Source organism: Streptomyces sp. NPDC107454, from assembly GCF_055582885.1.
The window spans coordinates 78,542-102,108 of record NZ_JBVJPA010000028.1; the positions used below are offsets into that span (position 1 = coordinate 78,542).

At 69.4% G+C, this 23,567-nt stretch carries 21 protein-coding genes and 1 riboswitch; of the genes, 5 read left to right on the forward strand and 16 right to left on the reverse strand.

Annotated features, from left to right (window positions below; all coding sequences use genetic code 11):
* Window positions 1-102 precede the first annotated feature (102 nt).
* Complete coding sequence (locus ACZ69M_RS46725; protein WP_470059809.1) at window positions 103-1,899, forward strand: AMP-dependent synthetase/ligase; 1,797 nt, start codon at window positions 103-105, stop codon at window positions 1,897-1,899.
* Between the two features lie 19 nt (window positions 1,900-1,918).
* Here ACZ69M_RS46725 and ACZ69M_RS46730 read toward each other — a convergent pair whose 3' ends face one another.
* On the reverse strand, window positions 1,919-3,556 hold the full coding sequence (locus ACZ69M_RS46730) for a GMC oxidoreductase (protein WP_470059810.1): 1,638 nt from the start codon (window positions 3,554-3,556) through the stop codon (window positions 1,919-1,921).
* Between the two features lie 136 nt (window positions 3,557-3,692).
* The gene (locus ACZ69M_RS46735) at window positions 3,693-4,835 is read right to left on the reverse strand and encodes a glycosyltransferase family 4 protein (RefSeq protein WP_470059811.1); all 1,143 of its coding nucleotides are present in this window, start codon (window positions 4,833-4,835) and stop codon (window positions 3,693-3,695) included.
* A 227-nt stretch (window positions 4,836-5,062) separates the two neighbouring features.
* On the opposite strand from ACZ69M_RS46735, the gene ACZ69M_RS46740 reads away from it, so the two are divergent.
* Complete coding sequence (locus tag ACZ69M_RS46740; RefSeq protein ID WP_470059812.1) at window positions 5,063-6,295, forward strand: glycosyltransferase 87 family protein; 1,233 nt, start codon at window positions 5,063-5,065, stop codon at window positions 6,293-6,295.
* 29 nt (window positions 6,296-6,324) lie between these two features.
* Here the strand turns inward: ACZ69M_RS46740 and ACZ69M_RS46745 are convergent, their stop codons facing one another.
* The 5 genes from ACZ69M_RS46745 to ACZ69M_RS46765 all read right to left on the reverse strand — a co-directional run bounded on the left by ACZ69M_RS46745 (window position 6,325) and on the right by ACZ69M_RS46765 (window position 11,918).
* The gene (locus tag ACZ69M_RS46745; protein ID WP_470059813.1) at window positions 6,325-7,521 is read right to left on the reverse strand and encodes a hypothetical protein; all 1,197 of its coding nucleotides are present in this window, start codon (window positions 7,519-7,521) and stop codon (window positions 6,325-6,327) included.
* 32 nt (window positions 7,522-7,553) lie between these two features.
* Window positions 7,554-8,585, reverse strand: coding sequence for a C40 family peptidase (locus tag ACZ69M_RS46750; RefSeq protein ID WP_470059814.1), 1,032 nt, complete (start codon window positions 8,583-8,585; stop codon window positions 7,554-7,556).
* Between the two features lie 352 nt (window positions 8,586-8,937).
* The gene (locus ACZ69M_RS46755; RefSeq protein WP_319752491.1) at window positions 8,938-9,978 is read right to left on the reverse strand and encodes a C40 family peptidase; all 1,041 of its coding nucleotides are present in this window, start codon (window positions 9,976-9,978) and stop codon (window positions 8,938-8,940) included.
* Window positions 9,979-10,294: 316 nt separating this feature from the next.
* Complete coding sequence (locus ACZ69M_RS46760) at window positions 10,295-11,644, reverse strand: NYN domain-containing protein (RefSeq protein WP_470059815.1); 1,350 nt, start codon at window positions 11,642-11,644, stop codon at window positions 10,295-10,297.
* Window positions 11,645-11,678: 34 nt separating this feature from the next.
* A complete protein-coding gene (locus ACZ69M_RS46765) occupies window positions 11,679-11,918 on the reverse strand; it encodes a hypothetical protein (protein ID WP_054231545.1) in 240 nt (79 codons plus the stop codon).
* Between the two features lie 152 nt (window positions 11,919-12,070).
* On the opposite strand from ACZ69M_RS46765, the gene ACZ69M_RS46770 reads away from it, so the two are divergent.
* Window positions 12,071-12,802, forward strand: a complete 732-nt coding sequence (locus ACZ69M_RS46770) for a rhomboid family intramembrane serine protease (RefSeq protein ID WP_470059816.1) — start codon at window positions 12,071-12,073, stop codon at window positions 12,800-12,802.
* The gene (locus ACZ69M_RS46775; protein ID WP_054231546.1) at window positions 12,799-13,080 is read left to right on the forward strand and encodes an Lrp/AsnC family transcriptional regulator; all 282 of its coding nucleotides are present in this window, start codon (window positions 12,799-12,801) and stop codon (window positions 13,078-13,080) included. Before ACZ69M_RS46770 ends, ACZ69M_RS46775 begins: the two co-directional genes overlap by 4 nt.
* A 225-nt stretch (window positions 13,081-13,305) precedes the next feature.
* Here the strand turns inward: ACZ69M_RS46775 and ACZ69M_RS46780 are convergent, their stop codons facing one another.
* The 6 genes from ACZ69M_RS46780 to ctaE form a co-directional block, all read right to left on the reverse strand.
* Window positions 13,306-14,667, reverse strand: coding sequence for an aminotransferase class V-fold PLP-dependent enzyme (locus ACZ69M_RS46780; RefSeq protein ID WP_470059817.1), 1,362 nt, complete (start codon window positions 14,665-14,667; stop codon window positions 13,306-13,308).
* 208 nt (window positions 14,668-14,875) lie between these two features.
* A riboswitch (SAM riboswitch) is annotated at window positions 14,876-14,992 on the reverse strand.
* Between the two features lie 149 nt (window positions 14,993-15,141).
* Entirely contained in the window at window positions 15,142-16,206 is a 1,065-nt protein-coding gene (gene trpD / locus ACZ69M_RS46785) for an anthranilate phosphoribosyltransferase (protein WP_470059818.1), read from the reverse strand.
* 155 nt (window positions 16,207-16,361) lie between these two features.
* Complete coding sequence (gene qcrB / locus ACZ69M_RS46790; RefSeq protein ID WP_470059819.1) at window positions 16,362-18,002, reverse strand: cytochrome bc1 complex cytochrome b subunit; 1,641 nt, start codon at window positions 18,000-18,002, stop codon at window positions 16,362-16,364.
* On the reverse strand, window positions 17,999-19,063 hold the full coding sequence (gene qcrA / locus ACZ69M_RS46795) for a cytochrome bc1 complex Rieske iron-sulfur subunit (RefSeq protein WP_470059820.1): 1,065 nt from the start codon (window positions 19,061-19,063) through the stop codon (window positions 17,999-18,001). The genes qcrB and qcrA overlap by 4 nt, the downstream gene beginning before the upstream one ends.
* Entirely contained in the window at window positions 19,060-19,869 is an 810-nt protein-coding gene (gene qcrC / locus ACZ69M_RS46800) for a cytochrome bc1 complex diheme cytochrome c subunit (protein WP_060902038.1), read from the reverse strand. Before qcrC ends, qcrA begins: the two co-directional genes overlap by 4 nt.
* Window positions 19,870-19,961: 92 nt before the next feature.
* Complete coding sequence (gene ctaE / locus ACZ69M_RS46805) at window positions 19,962-20,582, reverse strand: aa3-type cytochrome oxidase subunit III (RefSeq protein WP_060902037.1); 621 nt, start codon at window positions 20,580-20,582, stop codon at window positions 19,962-19,964.
* Between the two features lie 193 nt (window positions 20,583-20,775).
* On the opposite strand from ctaE, the gene ACZ69M_RS46810 reads away from it, so the two are divergent.
* Window positions 20,776-21,177 carry a response regulator gene (locus ACZ69M_RS46810; RefSeq protein ID WP_470059821.1) on the forward strand — a complete coding sequence of 134 codons (402 nt, stop codon included), beginning with the start codon at window positions 20,776-20,778 and terminating at the stop codon, window positions 21,175-21,177.
* Window positions 21,178-21,299: 122 nt separating this feature from the next.
* Here ACZ69M_RS46810 and ACZ69M_RS46815 read toward each other — a convergent pair whose 3' ends face one another.
* The 3 genes from ACZ69M_RS46815 to ACZ69M_RS46825 form a co-directional block, all read right to left on the reverse strand.
* Complete coding sequence (locus ACZ69M_RS46815) at window positions 21,300-22,562, reverse strand: L,D-transpeptidase (RefSeq protein WP_470059822.1); 1,263 nt, start codon at window positions 22,560-22,562, stop codon at window positions 21,300-21,302.
* 150 nt (window positions 22,563-22,712) lie between these two features.
* Complete coding sequence (locus tag ACZ69M_RS46820) at window positions 22,713-23,111, reverse strand: cytochrome c oxidase subunit 4 (protein WP_352052142.1); 399 nt, start codon at window positions 23,109-23,111, stop codon at window positions 22,713-22,715.
* Window positions 23,108-23,567, reverse strand: a 460-nt coding sequence (locus ACZ69M_RS46825; protein ID WP_470059823.1) for a cbb3-type cytochrome c oxidase subunit I, incomplete at its 5' end; no start/stop codon positions are given. The genes ACZ69M_RS46820 and ACZ69M_RS46825, both read right to left, overlap by 4 nt.

Consider the following 23,567-nt stretch of genomic DNA (forward strand, 5'->3'; position numbering starts at 1 on the left):
AGGATTTCAACAATGATGTTCCTGGGTACCTGCCCGAGCCTTGGACCGCTCCGTCGCATCACACACCGTCGTGGCGTCGGCGCCCTATGAGGAGCAGCAGTCTTGCGCGAGTTCAGCCTTCCGGCTTTGTACGAGGTCCCTGCGGACGGAAATCTGACCGACATCGTCCGCAGAAACGCCGCGCAGCATCCCGACGTCGCCGTCATCGCCCGCAAGGTGGGCGGCACGTGGACGGACGTCACCGCCACCACCTTCCTCACCGAGGTGCGGTCCGCGGCCAAGGGCCTGATCGCCTCGGGCGTACAGCCCGGCGACCGGGTCGCCCTGATGTCCCGTACCCGCTACGAGTGGACGCTGCTCGACTTCGCGATCTGGAGCGCGGGCGCGATCACCGTGCCGGTGTACGAGACCAGCTCGGCCGAGCAGGTGCAGTGGATACTCGGCGACTCGGGCGCGAGCGCCTGCATCGTCGAGCTGGACACGCACGCGGCCTGCGTGGAGTCGGTGCGCGACCGGCTGCCCGCCCTCAAGCACGTCTGGCAGATCGAGGCCGGCGGGGTGGAGGAACTGGGGCGCGCGGGCAGGGACGTCAGCGACGCCACCGTCGAGGAGCGCAGCTCGCTCGCCAAGGCGGACGACCCGGCGACCATCGTCTACACGAGCGGTACGACCGGCCGCCCCAAGGGCTGTGTCCTCACCCACCGCGCCTTCTTCGCGGAGTGCGGCAACATCGTGGAGCGGCTGCGCCCCCTGTTCCGTACGGGCGAGTGCTCCGTCCTCCTCTTCCTGCCGCTCGCGCACGTCTTCGGACGGCTGGTGCAGGTCGCGCCGATGATGGCGCCGATCAAGCTGGGCTGCGTCCCGGACATCAAGAACCTCACCGACGAGCTGGCCGCGTTCCGGCCGACGCTGATCCTCGGTGTGCCGCGTGTCTTCGAGAAGGTCTACAACTCGGCGCGCGCCAAGGCGCAGGCGGACGGCAAGGGCAAGATCTTCGACAAGGCGGCGGACACGGCGATCGCCTACAGCCGCGCCCTGGACACGCCCTCCGGCCCGTCGCTCGGCCTGAAGATCAAGTACAAGACGTTCGACAAGCTCGTCTACAGCAAGCTGCGCGCGGTGCTGGGCGGTCGCGGTGAGTACGCGATCTCCGGCGGCGCCCCGCTCGGCGAGCGTCTGGGCCACTTCTTCCGCGGCATCGGCTTCACGGTCCTGGAGGGCTACGGCCTGACGGAGTCCTGCGCGGCCACCGCCTTCAACCCCTGGGACCGTACGAAGATCGGCACGGTCGGCCAGCCGCTGCCCGGCTCCGTGATCCGCATCGCCGACGACGGCGAGGTGCTGCTGCACGGCGAGCATCTGTTCAAGGGGTACTGGAACAACGAGGCCGCGACCGCCGAGGCGCTCGCGGACGGCTGGTTCCACACGGGTGACATCGGCACCCTCGACGAGGACGGCTACCTCCGTATCACCGGCCGCAAGAAGGAGATCATCGTCACCGCGGGCGGCAAGAACGTCGCCCCGGCCGTGATCGAGGACCGCATCCGCGCGCACGCGCTGGTCGCGGAGTGCATGGTGGTCGGCGACGGGCGCCCGTTCATCGGCGCGCTGGTCACCGTCGACGAGGAGTTCCTGGGCCGCTGGGCCGACGAGCACGGCAAGCCGGCGGGTTCCACCGCGGCGTCGCTGCGCGAGGACCCGGATCTGATCGCTGCGATCCAGGACGCGGTCGACGACGGCAACGCCGCAGTGTCGAAGGCGGAATCGGTGCGGAAGTTCCGCATTCTGTCCTCCCAGTTCTCGGAGGAGTCGGGCCACCTCACGCCGTCCCTGAAGCTCAAGCGCAACGTGGTGGCGAAGGACTACGCGGACGAGATCGAGGCCATCTACCGGGGCTGACGGCCCGGTCGAGCGGTTCTCATGGCGCGGTGTCCTCTGCGAGGATCCGCGCCATTCCGCGTTCCGCGAGCGCGGTGATCGTCAGGAACGGGTTCACCCCGATCGAGCCTGGCACGAGCGAGCCGTCGGTGATGTACAGGTGCGGGTAGCCCTTCACGCGGCCGTAGCCGTCCGTTGCCTTGCCCAGCACGCAGCCGCCCAGCGGGTGGTAGCAGAAGTCGTCGGCGAAGGTCTTGTTGTTGCCGAAGAGGTCGTAGCGGTAGATCGTCGCGTTGGCCGAGTTGATCCGGTCGAAGAGCTTCTTGGCCATGCTCACGGAGACCGCGCTCTGGGCGGCGGTCCAGCCGAGCTTGGCGGAGTCCGTCGCCGCGTCGTACGTGAAGGACGCGCGCTCCGGGTTCTTGGTGATCGCGAGGTAGAGGCTGATCCAGGTCTCCAACCCGGTGGGTATCGGGGCGATTTCGGCGAAGACGGGGTTGGCGGTGTTGGCCCAGTCGTCGATTCCCATGACCGGCATCGTCGACTGGTTCGCCCCGACCGTGTCCCAGATGTGGTTGGCGCGGCCCGTCATCACGTTGCCGTTCGTGCCCCAGCCGCTGCCGACGCTCGCGTCCAGGGCCGGCAGGGTGCCCGTCTCCCGGGCCCGGACGAGGAGTTCGGTGGTGCCGAGGCTGCCGCCGCCCAGGAAGAGGTAGGTGCAGCTGTACTGCTTGGTCTCCACGACCGCGCCGGTGGTGTCGATCCGGTCGGCGGTCAGGGTGTACGTGCCGTCCGTGGCCCTGCTGATCGCCCGGACCTTCTCCAGGGTGTGGATGGTGACGTTGCCGGTGCCGAGCGCTGCCGCGAGGTAGGTCTTGTCGAGGCTCTTCTTGCCGTAGTTGTTGCCGTAGATGACCTCGGCCGCGAGTGCGGACTTGGTGGCGGTGCCGGCCGCCTCGCGCTGCATGTAGGTGAAGTCGTAGACGTTCGGGACGAAGGTCGTCTTCAGGCCGGCGTTGGTGGCGGCCTTACGGGAGGTGCGGGTGAACTGGTACCACTCCGTGGACTCGAACCAGGTGGGGTCGACCGTGTTGACGCCGAGCATGGTGCGGGCGCGCGGGAAGTAGGTGTTGTACATCTCGGTGGCGTCGACCGTGGGGAACTGCTCGGAGAAGTAGGACTGGAGGGGCGTGACGGCCATTCCGCCGTTGACCAGTGAGCCGCCGCCGACGCCTCGGCCGACGTAGACCGACATGTTGTCGTAGTGGACCCGGTCCAGGACTCCCGGGTAGAGGCCGATGTCCTTGTTGACGACGTCCAGCCACAGGAAGGTGGCGAGCGGGGCCTCGGTGCGGGTGCGGAACCACATCGAGCGCTCGTCGGGGGCGGTGGTGGAACAGAAGACCTTGCCGTCGGAGCCGGCGGTGTTCCAGAGCTTGCCCATCTCTATGACGAGGGTGCGGATGCCGGCCTGGCCGAGGCGGAGGGCGGCCACGGCGGCGCCGTAGCCCGATCCGATGACGATGGCGGGCGCGGTGTCGACCGCGGCGGGCTCCGCCGCGTGGGCGGACTGGAGGCCTACGCGGGTGAGGCCGGCGGCGGCCGCCGTCTGGAGGGCGACCATGCCCAGGATCTGGCGTCTCGTCAGGTGACGGTTTGTCAGCTGACGGTTACTCATCTGATGATGAGTCAGTTTTTCTGTCATGAGCGCAGCATCGGCGGATTATTTGCTTCCGCCTAGGGTTTTTGCCGGGATTTCAGGGGGCGTCGCGACGAATGCGGAGAGTGCCGGTTGTTTGTGACCGGCCGTGCACCTAGAGCAACTCCTTGAGGCTCTCCGCCAGCAGGTCCCAGCGCCATCTCCGCTCCACCCACTCCCGTCCCCGTTCGCCCATGTGGCGGCGGAGTTCGGAGTCGGCGAGGAGGGTGATGATGCGGTCGGCGGAGTCGTCCGGGCAGTCGCCTCGCACGACCCAGCCCGTTTCGCCGTCGAGGACCGCGTCGGGGGCGCCGCCCGAGTCGCCCGCGACGACCGGCAGGCCCGTCGCGGAGGCCTCCAGATAGACGATGCCCAGGCCCTCGACGTCGAGGCCGCCCCTGCGGGTGCGGCAGGGCATCGCGAAGACGTCGCCCGCTCCGTAGTGGGCCGGCAGCTCCGACCAGGGGACCGCGCCGGTGAAGCGGACCGCGGCGGCGACTCCGATGTCGTACGCCAGCTTGCGCAGGTCCTGCTCGTACGGCCCGCCGCCGACGATCAGCAGCACCGCCTCCGGCTCCTTGGCGAGGATGCGGGGCATGGCGCGGATCAGTGTGTCCTGGCCCTTGCGCGGGACCAGACGGGAGACACAGACCACCACCGGACGGTCGGTGAGGCCGAGGCGGGCGCGGACCACGTCGCCGCCCGAGCCGGGGTGGAAGGTCTTCTCGTCGACCCCCGGAGGCAGCTGGACCATACGGGAGGCGGCCTCGGGTGTCAGCGCGGACGCGATGCGCGAGCGCGTGTACTCGCCGAGGTAGGTGATCGTGTCCGTGGACTCGCCGATACGGCGCAGCAGCTGCCGTGCGGCGGGCAGCTGGGCCCAGCCCGCCTCGTGGCCGTGCGTGGTGGCCACCAGGCGCTCGGCGCCCGCCCTGCGCAGCGCGGGCGCCATCAGGCCGAGCGGGGCCGCCGCCCCGAACCACACCGACGTACAGCCGTGCTCGCGCAGCAGCCCGACGGCGCGCCTGGTGGCACCCGGTGTGGGCAGCAGCATCGTCGTACGGTCCCGCACGACGGTGAAGGGCTGCTCGGCGTCGAAGGCGGCCGTCGCCTCGATGCCTTCCCGGCTCCGCTTCCACGTGGACGCGTAGACTACGAACCGCTCCGGGTCCAGTCGTAGCGCCATGTTGTGCAGGAACGCCTGGATGCCGCCGGGGCGGGGCGGGAAGTCGTTGGTCACGATCAAGGTCTTGTGCATCGCGTTCGACACTACCGAAACCTTCGAATCCCCACGCGGGCGGTCCACAGCGGCGAAGCTGTATTCCATCGGTGGTCACAGCTCCGTACGGCCGCGCTTCATGGGCCCCGCACAGCCCCGCACGTCATCATGTTTCCGCACCACCGCACCATGTCACGACCGCACCACCGCACCACCGCACGACCGCACGACCGCAAAGACCGCCGACGAACGAGGGCCAGGTGAGCATGAAGGGCACACGGGGGGCGGGTTTTCCGTACGCGTTGCTGGGAACCTGGGGCCTGACCAGGCTTCTGCTCCTGCTCTTCGTCTTCAAGGTGTTCGTCTTCCCGGGCCCGGACGTCACGAGCGACGTCTCGGTGATCTACCAGGGCTGGTACGAGATCCTGCGCACCGGCACCTTCCCGCTCGACGACGTGACCTGGCAGTACCCGCCGGCCGCCGCGCTCGCGATCCTCTCCCCCGGGCTGCTGCCCTTCCTCGACTACGCGCACGCCTTCTTCCTGCTGGCCTTCGTCGCCGACGTGGTGGTGTACGCGCTGCTCCACTACGCCGGCCGGCGCCCCGGCAAGACGCTGCGCGGCGCCTGGGTGTGGGTGATCGGCGTACCGCTGCTCGGACCGACCGTCTACGCCCGCTACGACCTGATGGTGACGGCCGTGGCGGTCGCGGCGCTCCTCGCGGGAGCCCGCCATCCGCGGGTGATGGGCGCTCTCGTGGGCTTCGGGGCGCTGGTGAAGGTGTGGCCGGCGCTCCTGCTCCTGGGGGCCGTGAAGCGGCGCGCGTGGGCCGCGGCGGCGGTGACCGCGGGCGGGATCGCGGTGCTGTTCGGGCTGTCGATGCCCGGCGCCTTCTCCTTCCTGACCTTCCAGCGCGACCGGGGCACCGAGGTGGAGTCGCTGGGCTCCCTCGTCTTCCATGTGGGCCGGCACTTCGGCTGGGACGGTCAGGTGCTGCTCAACTACGGCTCGGTGGAGTTCCTCGGCCCGTATGTCGACGTGGTGAGCAGGCTGGCCCTGGCGCTCACCGCGATCGCCTTCGCGTGGCTGCTGCTGTGGCGGCTGCGCGTCCAGCGCTTCCGGCCGCACACGCTCGCCGACGCCGCGTTCGTGGCGGTGCTGATGTTCACGGCCACCAGCCGGGTCATCAGCCCGCAGTACATGGTGTGGCTGGTCGGGATCGGCGCGGTCTGCCTGTGCTTCCGGGGCAGCCGGATGACGCTGCCGGTCGGGCTGGTGCTGGCCGCGTGCTTCGTGACCGTCCTGGAGTTCCCGATCTGGTTCTCGCACGTCGTGGGCAGCGACCGGCTGGGCATCACCCTGCTCTTCCTGCGCAACGGCCTGCTGGTGATCGCGGCCCTGCTCGCCGCCCTCGAACTGTGGTGGAGCACCGTGTCCGACCCGACCCCGGCCCTGCCCGCTCAGGCCACCCGCAGCAAGGAGCGCCTGAGCTCCTCCTGACGGCGGCGGGATGATTCAGCGGGGCCGATTCAGCCGAGCTGCGCCTCCAGATACTCCCGCCACTGCTGCGTGAACTTCTCCGGCGTGGTGTGCAGTACGTCCCGCAGCGCGCCCTCGACGGCCCCCGCCCGCTTCTCGTGGTCACCGACGGCCCGGTAGAACTCGTTCAGCCGGACCTCGCCCCAGTGGTCGGCGATCAGCCTGCAGGCCATCCAGCCGCCCTCGTACGCCCGCGCCAGCCGCGCCGCGTCCCCGGCGAACCCGAAGTCCTTGTCGTCCGGCAGCGCGGCCGGTACGTGCCCGTCCAGCACCGCCCGCTCCAGCTCCGGCGCCGCCTGCGTCGCCGTACGGCCGCTGCCGCGGTAGCCGACCCAGTCCGCGAAGCCCTCGGAGAGCCACAGGGGTGTGGCGGCGGTGGTGTGGGCGCGGGTGGCCACGTGCGTCGTCTCGTGGGTGAGCACGACCTGCTTGCCGAAGTCGCCGAGGAGGCCGTACGCGTCGGGGTTGACGATGATCCGGTCCGCGGGCGCCCTGGCCGTCCCGCCCGCCTCTCCCGTGGTGACCGCCGCGATCCCCCGGTACCCGGACGCGGGCGCCCCCAGCAGCCCCGCCATGCCCTCCAGCGACTTCGGTACGAGGACGACGACGTGCCCCGTCCAGTCCGCACCCCAGGCGTCCGTCACGGCGGGCACGGCGCGGTCCGCGAGGCCGGCGTACGCCCGCAGCCGCTCACCGGACTGCCCGACCCCCAGGACGAGGCTGTGCGCGCCCCGTACCACCGTCACCGCCCCCTGCTCCCACAGCTGCTGGCTGGACCGCTCGGCGGGCACGTCGGAGGCGACCCGCCAGGTCCCGCCGTCGCGGACCAGACGCAGCGTGCGGGCCGCCGTGACGGGCGCCCTGTCATAGCCCTCGATGCGGTAGCGCAGCTCGGCGCCCGCGGTGGCGTGGTCGCCGGAGCGGTGCAGGTCCGTCAGGCGGTACGACCAGGCGGCCAGCGGGACCGCGCGCAACCGGCTGAACTCCGCGGTCGAGCCGGACGGTTCCTCGGTGGCCCGGTACGCCGACTCGTTCCGGTCCAGAACCGCGGCCGCCCGCCGGTCGAGGACCCGCTGCACATCGGCGGACGCGGTGTCAGGGGACGGCCCGCCGCCGCAGCCCGCCAGCACGGCGAGCAGCAGCGCCAGGGAGCACCCCGCCCGCGACGCACGCCTTCGACCAGCCACGTTCCCGATCGTACGGCGCCCGGGCGCGGGGGTCAGACCCGCGTCACGGACGAGATGGGCATCATGCCCACCGGGTCGTAGCGCACCGGCGCACCCGGGTAGGGCGCGTGGATCACCTGGCCGTTGCCCGCGTACATCGCGACATGACTCGCGTCGGAGCGGTAGGTGACGAGGTCACCGGGCTGCGCCTGGGAGAGCGGCACCTGCCGCCCGGCGTAGCGCTGTTCCTGGGAGGTGCGCGGCAGACCGACGCCCGCGTGCCGGTACGACCACTGCATGAGGCCCGAGCAGTCGAATCCGCCGGGCCCGTTGGCGCCCCACACGTAGGGGCGGCCGAGTGCGGAGCGGGCCGCGGCGAGGGCGGCGGCGGCGCGCCCCGAGGCGGGTGTGAGACCGCCGGGTCCGGGCAGGTCGGAGCGTCCGGAGCGGGAGGCCCGGTCGTAGGCGGCGCGCTCGGCGGACGGCAGCGAGTTGAGCAGTATGCGCGCCTTGGCGAGTTTCTGTTCGACGGTCCGCTTGTGCCGGGCGACGGCCTTGGTGCTCTTCTCCAGCTCGGCGAGTCTGGCGGTCGCCTCCTCGCGTTCCTGGGCGAGGTCGCGCATGGCGAGCTGGAGGTCCTTGAGTTCGCCCGCCTGGTGGGCGTTGATCCGGTCGAGCGCGGCGGCCTTGTCGAGGTACTCGGCGGGGTTGTCGGAGAAGAGCAGTGCCAGGGAGGGGTCGAGGCCGCCGGCGCGGTACTGCGCCCCGGCGAGCGAACCGAGCGCGTCCCGCATGGTGTTGATGCGCTCCTGCTGCCGGGCGATGCGGTCCTGTGCCGTGCTCACCTCTTCGCGCAGGGTTCCCGCGCGCTCGTCGGCCTTGTTGAACGCCTCGGTTGCCTTCTCCGCCTGGGTGTACAGGCGGTCCACCTCGGCCCGGGTGTCGTCCTTCGGTGCTGCGGCGGCCGGTACGGCCCCGAGGGCGGCGGCCGCGACGGACATCACGGTCACGGCGATGCCGGAGACGCCCGCGGCACTGACGCCCCGGTCGAACCCGGACGGTGGACGGCGGCGATGGGACCCCACGAGTAGCCGCTCTCCCTTTCCTTTGACGGATGCTGACGGTCCCCCGAGTTCCGGGGGAAACGCGCCAGACATTGACGCCCTCGCCAGCCCCGCAGGCTGGAGATTCCGGTCCGCACCGCTACGCGGCACCACCACGGGTTCCTGCTTCACAGGCCCTTGCCGGTCTCCGGGGAGATCGGTCTTACGCGGGCCTCCACAGGCGTCACTTCCCGCCCGTCCGGCGGTAGGTCCCACGACTCCGCCGCAGGACGCAGCGACTCTAACCCTGGTTCCGCACCTCTCCGGGCCACTCAAAGCGAAAAGCCCGCACCTCCACCCCGAAGGATGCAGCTGCGGGCAATTGTTCGGTGGATCAGACCCGGACGCCGAACTGGAAGGCTCCACCGATGGTGCTCATCGACTCGTAGCGCACGACGGTTCCGGTGCGCGGGGCGTGGAGCACCTGGCCGTTGCCCGCGTAGAGACCGACGTGGTGCAGGTCGCCGAAGAAGAAGACCAGGTCGCCGACCTGCAGATCGCTCTGCGAGTAGATGCGGGTGCCTATGGTCGCCTGCGACTCCGAGGTGCGCGGGATGGAGACACCGGCCTGGGCGTACGCCCACGAGGTGAAGCCCGAGCAGTCGAAGGAGCTGGGGCCGGAGGCGCCGTAGACGTACGGCGAGCCGATCTTGGTCTGTCCGGCGGAGAACGCGGCACCGGCGCGCCCGGAGGCGGGTGTACCGGGGTCGCTGAGAACGGTGCGCTCGCTGGCGCGGGTGGCGCGGGACTGCTGCGCGTCCAGAGCCGCCTTCTCCTTGGCCGTCAGGGAGTTGAGGAGCTTCTGCGCCGCGGCGAGCTTGGTCTGGACCGTCTTCTTCTGCTTGGCCAGTTCCGTGCGGGTGTCGGCGAGGTCCTTGAGCTTCGCGGAGGCTTCCTGCCGCTGCTGCGCGAGCGAACGCTGCTTCTCCTGGACCTTCTTCAGCGCCTCGACCTGCTGACTGCTCAGCTGGTCCATCGCGGACGCCTTGTCCAGGTAGTCGTCCGGGTTCGAGGAGAGGAACAGCGCCACGGAGGGGTCGATGCCGCCGGTGCGGTACTGGGCGCTGGCCATCGAACCGAGCCCGTCGCGCAGGGCGTTCAGCTCGTCCTGGCCGCGGGCCACGTTGTCCTGCAGGGTGCTGATTTCCTTCTCCAGCTTGTCCTGCTTCTCCTTGGCCCCGTCGAGCTTCTCGGTGGCCTGCTCGGTCTCCTCGTAAAGCTTGTCGACCTTGCTCTTGACCTCGTCCTTGCTCGGCTTCTCGCTGGGCGCGGCGTTGGCGGCGTTGGCGCTGAGCACAACGGCAGCGGCGGCGGCGGTGGTGAGCACGGTCACACGGGTGCGGCTCGGCTGCTTGGGTCGACGGTGGGACGCCACGAAGGCGAGCTCCTTCTTCCTCCAGCCGCCTGCCGAGACGCCGACGGGCGGTGTCCCCCCACCGTCACTCCCAATGAGTGATCACCCGAGTGGAGGTTCGAGCCCAGACCCTAGTGACCCTCCTGTGATCAGTTCAAATCCAAACCTGAAAATTCTTCGTCACCCAGCGCATTCTTTGCACTCAACTCACGTGCAGTGATGTGGGGCTGACGCTACGTTGCGTGAAGGTTTCGCCAATTCGGGCACAACGCCTGGATGTTACGGATGGGACGTACGGGCCCTTTGGTGCGTACGGTGCAGATCGCCGACGGCTGTCTCAGCCGCGCGAGAAGCGCTTGAGAAGCACCACGGAGGCCACCGGGCGAGCGCCGGCCTTGGCGATCCCGTCGGCCACCTCACGGTCGGTGGAGACCACGATGACGGGCCGGCCGGGCGGCTCGGCGCGCACCAGCTGGCGGATCAACTCGTCCGCCGTGACGCCCGCCTTGGAGAACAGCACCCGCACCCCGCGCGGCGGTGCGAGCAGCACGGGCGCCGCCAGCTCGGCCCCGTCGAAGACACACGTCACCTCGGCCCCGGTCTGCGCGGCGAGCTGCGAGAGCTGCCCCAGCAGCCTGAGGCGCTGCTTCTCCAGCGGCATCTGCGGATAGCCGGTCTTGGTGACGTTGTAGCCGTCGACGACCAGATGCGCCTGTGGCAGCGCGAGCAGCTGGTCGAGGATCGCGGGATCATTTTCGGACAGGGCACGGGTCGCGATGTCCTTGGGCGTCATGCGCCCCGGTTCGACCGCGTCCACGGTCTCCGCCGGCCGCACGGACACGGGCGGCAGCGCGAGCTCCCGGCGCAGCCCCTGGGCCGCCTCCAGCACGGTGTCGAGCAACAGCCGTACGCGCATGTCCTCGACGCTGCGACCCTCGCGCGCCGCCTTGCGGGTGGCCTCCAGGGCCGCCTCGGCCTCGGAGAGCCGTGCCTTGAGCCGCCGGGTCTCGCTCTCGGCGGCGGACACCTGGGCCTGCCCGTCCGTCCGCGCGGTGTCCATCTCGCCCTGCAGCTTGCGCAGCGCGGCCTCGCCCCGCTTGACGTCGCTGAGAGCGCCGCGCAACTTGCGGTGAAGCGATTCCGCTTCCCTCTTCGCGGACTCCAACTCCGTGCGCAACCGCTCGGTTTCGGCCTTGGTCTGACCACGTGCCTGCGCGAGCTCCTCGCGCAGTCGCTCCAGCTCCGCCCGGCTCTCGTCGTCGGCGCGCTCGGCGTCCGCCCGCAGGGCCTCCTCGCCCGCGGCGGTCACCAGCTTCACCCAGCCCGTGGGGCGCAGCACATAGGCCGCGGCCGCCACGTCCAGCGGATCCGCGGCCGGCGGCGGCGCGCCCGAGTCGAGGGCGCCGGCCAGCTCCGACTGCGCCTCTCTGAGCTTCTCGGCGATGCGCTGCCGGAACAGCGGATCGGTCTCCAGCGCGGCCGCCATGGCGTTGCCGGCGAACTTCGCGCGCCGGTTGGGGGCGAACCGCGCATACTGCCGCAATTGGGCGGGCAGTTCGGCGACGGTCAACCCGCCGAAGCCGTCCGACACGATCTGTACGACCCGTCGGCGCACCCCGTCGGGCAGCGGACGGTCGAGCACCTCAGCGGCGCCGTCGTCCGGCTCCCCGCCTGTGGTCTCCACCATCCGTCACCCCAATGTCTGTGCGGGGCCCGCTCCCTCAGGAGCCGGCGCCCGGCCTGTCCACCAGTTCCACCTGGTCCACCGCGTTGCACCACCGGCAGCGCACCGACTCGATGGTCTCACTGACCACCTTGCGCTCCTCGACGTTCGGCTCACCGGCCAGGTCGAGGTGCACATACTCGACGACCTTGGACGAGCGGGTCACGTCGAATCGCGTGAGGTTGCCGCAGAGTGTGCAGCGCCAGCGAGTCTCGGCGGTCGGGAGGGGAACCGTCATGTGGCAGTCGCTTTCCTTCTAGTGTCCGTCCAACGCCGGTCTCCGGCGCGTGTGGCTCGTTACCCTACGGCCTGGCGGGTACTCGACGCTCGGCCGTCCACGGCGGCGAGGCACTCTGCGCGCATCGGTCCGGTTACGTCATGCTCTGTCCCATGATCAGCACCTGGGGTACGGCGGTCGGCAGGACGATGCGCGGTCAGTCCGCGCCGGTGACGTACGGGCTGATCTTCCTGTGCTGCCTGATCTTCCTGATCGGTCCCGCCTCGGGACTCAATCCGTCGTTCGGCACCGGGGACGCGCTGGTGGTCGCCCAGCGGGCGTACTTCCGGCGCTGGGGCGTGATCCCCGCCGAGCTCTTCGACGGGACCCCGAGCGCCTGGCTCACCCCGGCCACGGCCCTGTTCATCCACGGCAGCTGGCTCCACCTTCTGGGCAACATGCTCTTCTTCTACGTCTTCGGAGCGATGACCGAGGAACGCATGGGCCACGTCCAGTTCGTCGTCTTCTACGTGGTCTGCGGCTACCTCGCTCTGCTGGGTTACGCGATCGCCAACTCCGGCTCCGAGCAGACCCTGGTCGGCGCCTCGGGGGCGATCTCCGCGGTCCTCGGAGCGTTCCTGTACCTGTTCCCCAGGGCCCGGGTGACCAGTCTCTTCCCGTTCCTCTTCTTCTTGCCGCTGCGCTTCCCCGCCTGGGTCGTGCTGCCCTTCTGGGTGACCCTGCAATGGCTGGCGGCGGGGCGCAGCCCCTCGGGCCCCGGGGTCGCCTATCTGGCCCACCTGGTGGGCTTCTCGCTGGGGTTCGTCTACGCGTGGGTGCGGTTCGGGCGGCCGACTAGAGTGAAAACCCCAGCAGCAGCACCCGAGGGAGAAAACCAGCCGTGATCACCGCGATCGTGCTCATCAAGACCAGCGTGGACCGGATCCCCGAGATCGCCGAGTCGATCGCCGCGCTGGACAGTGTCAGCGAGGTCTTCTCCGTCACCGGTACGTACGACCTGATCGCCATGGTCCGGGTGAAGGCCCACGACGACCTGGCGGACGTCATCCCCGGCAAGATCAGCAAGATCCCCGGCGTCGAGGGGACGGACACCCACGTCGCGTTCCGCACGTACTCCCAGCACGACCTGGAAGCGGCGTTCGCCATCGGCCTCGACAGCTAAGGACTGTCCCGTAATCCCCGGTGGGCGCACGACGACAGCTACGGCACCTCGCCGCGTTGTCGGATCGCCCGAATACACCCAGTATGAGGACGACCCTCCGCCTTGCGATGCACCGCATCTGACGCCGCGCGCTGATCCACCGGGGATTACGGGACAGCCCTTAGGCACAGCCGCGCGGCCTTTCGGGGATGTGGGGGCGGAGCCCCCACGAACCCCCGGCCGGCCTCAGACCGCCGGGACGCAGCGGCCGTCCTCCGTGCGGTAGTTCCACTTCGCCCCGTCCCGCACCAGTTCCCGCACCGCGCGCACGAACCGCTCCACGTGCTCGTCGGGCGTACCGGCCCCGAAGCTGACGCGGATCGCGTTGAGGGACTTCTCCCCGGGCGCCGCCTCGGGCGCTCCGCACTCCCCCTGCGTCTGCGGATCGCTGCCGAGCAGCGTCCGCACCAGCGGGTGGGCGCAGAACAGACCGTCCCGCACCCCGATCCCGTACTCGGCGGACAGCGCGGCCGCGAAGTGCGAGCTGTTCCAGCCCTCGACGACGAACGAGAGGACGCCGACGCGCGGGGCGTCGTCGCCGAAGAGCGACAGGACGCGGACCTCGGGCACCTCGGCCAGACCGGCGCGGACGGCCCCGATCAGCTGCTCCTCGCGGGCGACGAGCGTGTCGAAACCGGCCTCGGTCAGCGCCTTGCAGGCGGAGGCGATGGAGTAGGCGCCGATCACGTTCGGCGAACCGGCCTCGTGCCGGGCCGCGCTCTCGTGCCACTCCACGTCCACGCCGCCGTCCACCCGCCGCGTGACCTTGCGGCTGGCGCCGCCGCCCGCCAGGTACGGCTCGGCCTCGCGCAGCCAGTCGGCGCGGCCCGCGAGCACGCCGGAGCCGAACGGCGCGTACAGCTTGTGCCCGGAGAAGGCGACCCAGTCGACGTCGAGGTCCCGCACGGACACCGGGTGGTGCGGGGCGAGCTGGGCGGCGTCCAGGACGATCCGGGCATCGTGCGCGTGCGCGGCGGCGGCCAGCTCGCGCACCGGCCACAGCTCGCCGGTGACGTTCGAGGCGCCGGTGACGCAGACCAGGGCCGGGCCGTGGGGGTCGCGGGCGGCGAGGGCCCGTTCCAGGGCCGTGACGGCCTCCTGCGGGGTGCGGGGCGCGTTGAGGTAGGTGACCCGGGCGTCCTTCCACGGCAGCAGTGAGGCGTGGTGTTCCGTCTCGAAGACGAACACCTGGCAGTCGGCCGGAAGGGTGGCGGCGAGCAGATTGAGGGAGTCGGTGGTGGAGCGGGTGAAGACGACCTGGTCGTCGCCCCGGCAGTCGAGGAACTCCGCGACGGTCCTGCGGGCGTTCTCGAAGAGGTCGGTGGACAGCTGGGAGAGGTACCCGGCGCCGCGGTGCACGCTGCCGTAGTACGGGGCGTACGCGGCGACGTCGTCCCACACCCGCTGGAGGGCGGGGGCGCTGGCGGCGTAGTCGAGCGCGGCGTAGGTGACCTCACCGCCGGTCACGAGCGGGACGGTGACATCTCGGCCCAGAACAGGCAGAGGGGCACAAACGGTCTGGTCGGCGGCAGCGGTGGAGACAGACATGGCGAGCTCCTGTGAGAGGCAGGCGGAATCGCTGCGCGGGCCGGGCGCACATGGGTACGGGTGTGCGACTGCACGGCTCGGCGCAGGGAGGAAAGGCAAAAGGGTGTGCGGAGGCGGGGCTCTACGCCCTATCGCATTCGCTTGCTCACAGAAGGCTCCCTCGAACGACCAGGACCCCTGGGCTGTATCCACTCAGAAGAGGGCGAGGGGTCCGCGCTTGCCGTAGACCTCGCTGCCTACGGCCTGGTCTTCACCCGGGGCACCCCGCCACGGACGGAGGGTTGCCGGACAGCCGGCCGGGGCCTGATGGCTGTCGCTCATGACCTGATATCGCATCCTGCCACAAGATCTTCCGCTCGCAACCCGGCGTCCGTATGCCGGGACGCCGGGTGGGGGCCCCAAAAGATCGCGCAGTTCCCCGCGCCCTTGAAGGGGCGCGGGGAACTGCGCGGGCACCCCCCACCGGCCCGCGGACTACGACTGGCTCGCGGCCACCCAGCGTTCCAGCGTGCGCTTCGCCGCCCCCGAGTCGATCGCCTGCGCCGCCTTCGCCATGCCGGCGCGGAGCTGGTCCGCGAGCGGCGCGTCGGTCGGGGACAGGGCGACCAGGGCCGCCGCGGAGTTCAGCAGCACAGCGTCCCGTACGGGCCCCGTCTCGCCGCCCAGCAGGCGACGGGCGACGTCCGCGTTGTAGGACGCGTCGGCGCCGCGCAGGGCCTCCACGGGGACGAGTTCGAGGCCGACGTCACGCGGGTCGAAGCGCTCCTCGGTGACCTTGCCGCCGCGGACGATCCAGACCCGCGACGTCGCGGTGGTGGTCAGCTCGTCCAGGCCGTCGTCGCCGCGGAAGACGAGCGAGGAGTTGCCGCGCTCGGCGAACACGCCGGCCACGATCGGCGCCATGCGCAGGTCCGCGACTCCGACGGCCTGTGCCTTCACCCGCGCCGGGTTCGTCAGCGGACCCAGCACGTTGAACGTGGTCCGGATCCCCAACTGACCGCGTGCCGCCGCGACATGACGCAGCGCCGGGTGGAACTTCACCGCGAAGCAGAAGGTGATCCCGGCCTCCTCCGCGACCTCGGCCACCCGCTTCGTCGTCAGGTCCAGATTGACGCCGAGCTTCTCCAGGACGTCCGAGGCACCGGACGCGGAGGACGCGGCCCGGTTGCCGTGCTTGACGACCTTGGCGCCGGTCCCGGCCACGACGATCGACGACATCGTGGAGATGTTCACCGTCTTCGCGCCGTCACCGCCCGTACCGACGATGTCGACGGTGTCCCCCGGCACCTCGATCACATTGGCGTGCTCGTACATCGTCCGGACGAGACCGGAGATCTCCTCGACCGTCTCGCCCTTGGCCCGCAGCGCCACCGCGAACCCGGCGATCTGCGCGTCCGTCGCCTCGCCGCTCATGATCCGGTCCATCGCCCAGGCCGTGTCGTCCGCGCTCTGGTCGCGGCCCTCGAGCAGGCCGTTCAGCACCACGGGCCAGGAACGGCCCGCCGCGGTGTTGCCTCCAGCGGGGTTCACAGCGCTCATAAGCCGCTCCTGGGTCCGTCGTCCCGGCAAAGGGACGTCTTGTGTAGATGGGAACACCCTATCCAGGCCCGGAGACGGCAAAGAGCCCCCGTCCAGGCAATGGACGGAGGCTCTCGCCGTGGCGATCAGTGAAGACCGGTCAACCGGTCGGAGGATCAGTGGTGGCCGTGGCCGCTCGTGATCTCCTTGTACTCCTCGACCGTGGGCTTGGGGATCTGGCTGTCCTCCCCGTAGAAGCCCTCGCTGAGCTTGGAGCGCAGCCTCTCCGAGCCCTTCACCTTGCGCTCGACACCGTTCTCGTCGACCGTCGCGCCGATCTCGGCGGGCTGGTACTGCTCGTGAGCGGTGAGCGTGTGCAGGGCCTCCTGGCTGAGCGGCTCGTGCACCTCGATGAACTCACCGTGCGGCAGGCGCTTGATGATGCCCGACTCGCGGCCGTGCAGCACCTTGTCCTTGTCGCGGCGCTGGAGGCCGAGGCAGACCCGCTTGGTGATGATGAACACGATCACCGGCACGACGAAGAAGCCGACGCGCACGAACCAGGTGATCGAGTTGATCGACAGGTGGAAGTGCGTGGCCCAGATGTCGTTGCCACCACCGACGAGCAGGACGAAGTACCAGCTGATCCAGGCGGCACCGAACGCGGTCCGGGTCGGGACGTTGCGCGGGCGGTCCAGGATGTGGTGCTCACGCTTGTCGCCGGTGACCCAGGACTCGATGAACGGGTAGACCGCGATCGCGACCAGGACCAGCGGGAAGATCACCAGCGGGATGAACACGCCCAGCACGAGCGTGTGACCCCAGAGGTTGATCTCCCAGCCCGGCATGACACGGATCAGACCCTCGGAGAAGCCCATGTACCAGTCGGGCTGGGCGCCCGTGGACACCATGTCCGGACGGTAGGGGCCCATGGACCAGATCGGGTTGATCGAGGCGATCGCCGCGATGGCCGCGATGACACCGAAGACCAGGAAGAAGAAGCCTCCGGCCTTGGCCATGTAGACCGGCAGCAGCGGCATGCCGACGACGTTGTTGTTCGTCTTTCCGGGGCCCGCGAACTGTGTGTGCTTGTGGTAGAAGACCAGGATCAGGTGGCCGACCACCAGGCCGAGCATGATGCCCGGCAGCAGCAGGATGTGGACCGAGTAGAACCGCGCGACGAAGTCGCCGCCCGGGAACTGGCCGCCGAAGAGGAAGAACGCCAGGTACGTGCCGACGACCGGCACGGACAGGACCGCGCCCTCCATGAAGCGGACACCGGTGCCGGAGAGCAGGTCGTCCGGGAGCGAGTAACCGGTGAAGCCGGTGAACATGCCCAGGACGAACAGCAGGAAGCCGAACAGCCAGTTGACCTCACGCGGCTTGCGGAACGCACCCGTGAAGAACACGCGCATCATGTGCACGAACATGCCGGCGAGGAAGACCAGCGCCGCCCAGTGGTGGATCTGCCGGACCAGCAGACCACCGCGCACCTCGAACGAGATGTGCATGGTCGAGTTGAACGCCTCGGACATCAGCTGTCCCTGCAGGGGGACGTAGCTGCCGTGGTACGTGACCTCGTTCATCGACGGGTGGAAGAACAGCGTCAGGTACACACCCGTGAGGATGATGATGATGAAGCTGTAGAGGCAGATCTCACCCAGCATGAACGACCAGTGGTCGGGGAAGATCTTGCGCATGTTGGACTTGGCCAGGGAGTAGATCCCGAGCCGTCCATCGGCCCAGTCGGCGACTTTCTCGCCGGCCGGAGCCTTCTCGCGCGAGGGGCGCGAGTCGGAAGTGGTGGTAGTGCTCATCCGCGCTCCCAGAAGGCAGGACCGACGGGCTCTTCGAAGTCGCCGAGCGCTTCGAGGTAGCCCTGTTCGTTCACACCGATGCGCAGCTGCGGCAGGGCGTGACCGGCCGGGCCGAAGATCACTCGGGCACCGTCGGAGAGGTCGAAGGTGGACTGGTGGCAGGGGCAGAGCACGTGGTGCGTCTGCTGCTCGTACAGGGAGATCGGGCAACCGACGTGGGTGCAGATCTTCGAGTACGCCACGATGCCCTCGTGCGACCAGGCGAGCTCGCGCTTGTCCTTGATGTTCTCCGGCTGGAGCCGGACGATCATCAGGGCCGCCTTGGCGATCTGGAGCTGGAAGTCCTCGTCGTGCTCCTCCAGGCCCTCGGGCTTGGCGAAGGTGAGCGAGCCGACGGCGACGTCGGAGGCGCGCAGCGGCTCGTTCGTGTTCATGTTGACGAGCAGCTTGCCCTTGGACCAGAGCGTGTGGCGCAGCTTGGTGCCGGGCAGCGGACCCAGGTCGCGCAGCAGCATGACGCCGGAGAGCGGGAACAGGGCCAGCGCGCCGAACATCGTGTTGCGGATCAGCTTGCGGCGGCCGAGCGCGGACTCCTTGGCGCCCTGCTTGAAGTCGGCCAGGACCTTGGCCTTGACCTCGGGCTCCGCCTCGATCGGGTGACGCTGGTCGGCGATCTCCACGTCGGACATCAGGGTGCGGGCCCAGTGGACCGCGCCCGCGCCGATCGAGAACAGCGCCACACCGAGGGTCATCCCCAGCGCGAAGTTCAGCGCGCTGATGTGCCCGAGCGGGAAGACGAAGATCGACTGGTCCCTCGGGATCGCCACGTACGAGGCGATGAAGCCGACGGTGGCCAGCATCGACAACGTGAACAGCATGGCGACGACGCGCTCGGACCGCTTGGCGGCCCGCTCGTCGATGTCCTGGATGCGGGGCTCGTGGGGCGGCAGGCCCGGGTCCGCGAACGGGTTGGTCTCGTCCGCGAGGGCTACCGCGCCGTGACCGTGCTCGTCGACCTGCTCAGCGGGCAGGTTCTCTTCTGGAATGTCTTGGCTACTCATGACTTCTTGGCCTTTGCGGTCCGAGCGGCGACCCAGACGGCGACGGCGACCAGGGCGCCAAGACCGAAGATCCAGCCGAAGAGGCCTTCACTGACCGGCCCGAGGCCACCCAGCTCCAGACCGCCGGGGCTCTCGGTGTCGTCACCGTTGACCGCGTTGAGGTACGCGATGATGTCCTTCTTGTTCTTCTCCGACAGCGTGGTGTCGGGGAAGGACGGCATGTTCTGCGGGCCGGTCTGCATGGCCTCGTAGATGTGCTTGGGGTCGACACCCTCAAGGCTCGGCGCGAACTTGCCGTGCGTCAGCGCGCCGCCCTTGCCGGTGAAGTTGTGGCACTGCGCGCAGTTCGTACGGAAGAGCTCGCCGCCCTTGGCGATGTCCGCGCCCTCGGGGCTGACCTGGCTCTTCGTAGGCACCGTGGGACCAGCGCCCAGCGAGGCGATGTACGCCGCGAGCTGGTCGATCTCGGCCTGCGAGTAGATGACCTTCTTCTTCGGGATCTGCGCGCCCGGCTGCTGGGCCGGCATACGGCCGGTGCCGACCTGGAAGTCGACCGCCGCGGCGCCCACACCCACCAGGCTCGGCCCGTCGGAGGACCCCTGACCGCCGGTTCCGTGGCAGCTGGCGCAGCCCACGGAGTAGAGCTTCTTGCCCTCGTCGATGGCAAGGGACTGGGCGGTCGTATCGGCCTGCGCCTTGCTCGCGGGTGCGAACGCGGCGTACAGCCCCCCGGTGGCCGCCAGCGCGAGGAGTAGGACGACGACCGCCGCCAGCGGATGGCGTCGTCGTGCGGAGAGCTTTTTCACGGATTACCCCGGTGTCAGGATCTTCTGCGTCGATGCTTCGGGAAATGGATCGGTTCGTCGCGTGCGATCGGTTCGCCGCGGACGCCGCCCGGTTACTTGATCAAGTAGATCGTGGCGAAGAGGCCGATCCAGACGACATCGACGAAGTGCCAGTAGTAGGACACGACGATGGCGGCGGTCGCCTGCTCGTGAGTGAACCTCTTGGCCGCGTAGGTGCGACCGAGGACGAACAGGAAGGCGATGAGGCCACCCGTCACGTGCAGGCCGTGGAAGCCGGTGGTCAGGTAGAACACCGAGCCGTACGGGTCGGAGGAGAGCGAGAGCCCGTCCTTCTTGACCAGTTCGGTGTACTCGAAGATCTGACCACCGATGAAGATGGCACCCATCACGAACGTGACGCTGAACCACATCCGGAGCTTCTTCACGTCCCCGCGCTCGGCGGCGAACACGCCGAGCTGGCAGGTCAGGGAGGAGAGCACCAGGATCGTGGTGTTGGAGGCCGAGAACGGGATGTTGAGATGGCTCGCCATCTCTTTCCAGTGGTCCGGCCCGGTCACCGATCGCAGGGTGAAGTACATCGCGAAGAGGGCCGCGAAGAACATCAGCTCGGAACTCAGCCAGATGATGGTTCCGACGCTGGTGAGGTTCGGTCGATTGACCGACGGGTGCGCGTGCCCGGTTTCTACTGTCGTTGCTGTCGCCACGACCGACATTATGTCGGTCGCTTATCCCGCCCTCACGCCCGGGGGTGCCGTTCGGGGTGTTGATGGGGTGTGTCCAGCCCGTATGGCCCATCGAAGCCCTGTCCGAACCGGTGTTGACGGGGTGTTCGAGGGGGTAGCATCCGCGCCATCGGTACCAGGAGTTCCCGAGCAATGCCGTGCTTCTTAGATGCGTGGAGGAACAATGCAGCCGACCGCCACGGTGCTGGTCTACAGCGACGACTCCAACACCCGGGGGCAGGTGCGGCTGGCGACCGGCCGCAGACCGGCCCCCGACGTCCCCCGGGTCGAGTTCGTCGAGTGCGCCACGCCCGCCGCCGTCCTGACGGAGCTGGACAAGGGCGGGATCGACGTCTGTGTGCTGGACGGCGAGGCGGTTCCGATGGGCGGCATGGGCGTCTGCCGGCAGATCAAGGACGAGATCTTCAACTGCCCGCCCGTGCTGGTGCTCATCGGGCGGCCTCAGGACGCCTGGCTGGCCACGTGGAGCCGTGCGGACGCGGCGGTGACCCTTCCGGTGGATCCGGTCGAGTTCGCCTCCGCACTGGCCTCGCTGCTGCGTCGTAAGGCTCTGCAGGGCGCCTGAGAGCTCGCAAGGGCCTGTGGTTCGGCGGCCGCGGGTCGGCGGTGGCTGAACGCGCCCCGCGGCCAAGCCGCAGAGGAACACAGCCCCGCGCCCCTTTCGGGGCGCGGCGGCGGGGGTCTGGGTCACACGGACTCAGGCCGTAGGCGGGCCCGGTCCGTCAGCTTCGGGCCCTCCGGGGTGCCCGCTGTCAGGGCGCTGCCGTTGCGCCAGTCCTTCCAGTCGACGTTCCAGTCGCCGAAGCCGTTGTTGAACGGGGTCATCTGGTCGCCGTTGGAGTTCTGGACCTTCACGATGTCGCCCGGCCGGACGTTCTTGAAGAACCACTCCGCGTTGCTGGTGCTCATCCCGGTGCAGCCGTGGCTGACGTTGGCGGACCCCTGCTCCCCCACCGACCAGGGCGCGGCGTGCACGTACTCGCCGCTCCAGGTGACCCGGGTCGCCCAGTAGACGGGCAGGTCGTAGGAGTCCGCGCTGCCCTCGGCGATGCCGACGGTGGTACCGCGCATGCGTACGTAGGGTTCCTTGCTCAGTACGACCTTGACGCCGTTGCGGGTCTCGTAGCCCGGCTTGCCGGTGGTGACGGGGATCTGGTTGATCACCTGGTCGTTCTTGTAGATCGTCATGGAGTGCGCGGCGGCGTCCGTGACGGCGACGAAGCGGTCCCCGGTGGTGAGCGTCAGGGGCTTCGCGTCGCCGCCCCAGAGCCGGTCGGCGACCTTGATGCCCTTGAGGTTGCTGTGGGCCTGGATGGTGGCGTGGATGGGCCAGTACTCCTTGGGCCGGTAGTGCAGGGTCTTGTCGTCCACCCAGTGCCAGGCGCCCTCCGCGGCGGGCACGGAGTCGACCTTCAGGGCGCCTTCGACGATCGCGCGAGCGGCCTTGTCCTTGACCGGGGCACTGAGTTCGGCGGTGATGGGCTGACCGACGCCGTACTCGCCCGAGGCGGGCCCCAGAGTCACGCCCAGGGGCTTGTTCGTGGTGGGCGCGGTGGTCTCGAAGTCGACGATCTGGCGACCGGGAGCCCCGCCCTCGTCCTCCGTGCTCACGTGCACCGTGTAGTGGGCGCCCGCGGCCAGGGGTGAGGTGCTGTGCCAACGGGAGCCGTCGGCGGCGAGTTCGCCCGCCACAAAGCGCCCCGACGCGTCGACGGCCGTCACATCGGTGATGCGCTCGCCGTCGCCCTTGGAGGTGATTTCCAGGGGCTTGTCCGGGTCGACCTTGCGGCTGTCGCCGACCACGTCGGTGAAGGAGAGCTGACCCGCCGCGTCGTACGGCCTGGCGGAGAGCGGGTGGCCGCTTCCGCCGCAGGCAGCGGCGGCCGCGCCGAGGGCGACCACCAGCGTGGTGCGGCTGACGATCGTGCGGATTCGCGGTGCGTGATTCATGGACTCACGCTATGAACACCCGTCACCCCTGGCGCGGCGAGTGACCCGTGTGGGGGACATGACGTGCGGCAAAAGAGGAAGCCCGGACTCTCCGTCAGGAGAATCCGGGCTTCCGGGGTGTCCAGCGATCGCTACCGGACCGCGTGCGTGCTACTGGGTGCGGTTCTCACCGTGGTAGTACTCGAAGACCCAGCCCCACAGGCCGATCAGGATGATCGGGAACCCGAAGTACAGCAGCCACCAGCCGAAGACGACGGCCATGAAGGCGAGCGCACCGCCGACACCGAGCGCGAGCGGCTGCCAGCTGTGCGGGCTGAAGAAGCCCACCTCGCCGGCCTCGTCCGCGACATCGGCCTCGTCGTTGTCCTGCGCCAGCTGGTCGACCCGCCGGGCCGTGAAGGCCAGGTAGTAGCCGATCATCACGCTCAGGCCGAAGGCCAGGAAGAGCGCCGTGGTGCCGGCCGGCTCCTTCGACCACACGCCATACACGATGGCGATGACGAGGATGAAGGCAGCCAGCCAGAGGAACATCTTGCCTTGGACCTTCACTTGCCGGCCTCCTTGCCACCAGTGAGGGCCTTCTCACCGTGACCGGCGTTCTCGAGCTGGTCGAGAGCGGCGATCTCCGGGTGGTGCAGGTCGAAGGCCGGGGATTCGGAACGGATCCGCGGCAACGTGAGGAAGTTGTGGCGCGGCGGCGGGCAGGACGTGGCCCACTCCAGCGAGCGGCCGTAGCCCCACGGGTCGTCGACCTCGACCTTCTTGCCGTACTTGGCGGTCTTCCACACGTTGTAGAAGAACGGCAGGATCGACAGGCCGAGCAGGAACGAGCTGATCGTCGAGATCGTGTTCAGCGCGGTGAAGCCGTCGGCGGCGAGGTAGTCCGCGTAGCGACGCGGCATGCCCTCGACACCCAGCCAGTGCTGCACCAGGAACGTGCCGTGGAAGCCCACGAACAGCGTCCAGAAGGTGATCTTTCCGAGGCGCTCGTCGAGCATCTTGCCG

Bases quoted from the DNA above. Each gene is read 5' to 3' on its own strand.
- ACZ69M_RS46815 (WP_470059822.1), bottom strand. From the start codon at position 22,562: ATGAATCACGCACCGCGAATCCGCACGATCGTCAGCCGCACCACGCTG.
- ACZ69M_RS46770 (WP_470059816.1), top strand. From the start codon at position 12,071: ATGATCAGCACCTGGGGTACGGCGGTCGGCAGGACGATGCGCGGTCAG.
- ACZ69M_RS46765 (WP_054231545.1), bottom strand. From the start codon at position 11,918: ATGACGGTTCCCCTCCCGACCGCCGAGACTCGCTGGCGCTGCACACTC.
- ACZ69M_RS46735 (WP_470059811.1), bottom strand. From the start codon at position 4,835: ATGCACAAGACCTTGATCGTGACCAACGACTTCCCGCCCCGCCCCGGC.
- ACZ69M_RS46760 (WP_470059815.1), bottom strand. From the start codon at position 11,644: ATGGTGGAGACCACAGGCGGGGAGCCGGACGACGGCGCCGCTGAGGTG.
- qcrB (WP_470059819.1), bottom strand. From the start codon at position 18,002: ATGAGCACTACCACCACTTCCGACTCGCGCCCCTCGCGCGAGAAGGCT.
- ACZ69M_RS46780 (WP_470059817.1), bottom strand. From the start codon at position 14,667: ATGTCTGTCTCCACCGCTGCCGCCGACCAGACCGTTTGTGCCCCTCTG.
- trpD (WP_470059818.1), bottom strand. From the start codon at position 16,206: ATGAGCGCTGTGAACCCCGCTGGAGGCAACACCGCGGCGGGCCGTTCC.
- ctaE (WP_060902037.1), bottom strand. From the start codon at position 20,582: ATGTCGGTCGTGGCGACAGCAACGACAGTAGAAACCGGGCACGCGCAC.
- ACZ69M_RS46810 (WP_470059821.1), top strand. From the start codon at position 20,776: ATGCAGCCGACCGCCACGGTGCTGGTCTACAGCGACGACTCCAACACC.
- ACZ69M_RS46740 (WP_470059812.1), top strand. From the start codon at position 5,063: ATGAAGGGCACACGGGGGGCGGGTTTTCCGTACGCGTTGCTGGGAACC.
- ACZ69M_RS46730 (WP_470059810.1), bottom strand. From the start codon at position 3,556: ATGAGTAACCGTCAGCTGACAAACCGTCACCTGACGAGACGCCAGATC.
- qcrA (WP_470059820.1), bottom strand. From the start codon at position 19,063: ATGAGTAGCCAAGACATTCCAGAAGAGAACCTGCCCGCTGAGCAGGTC.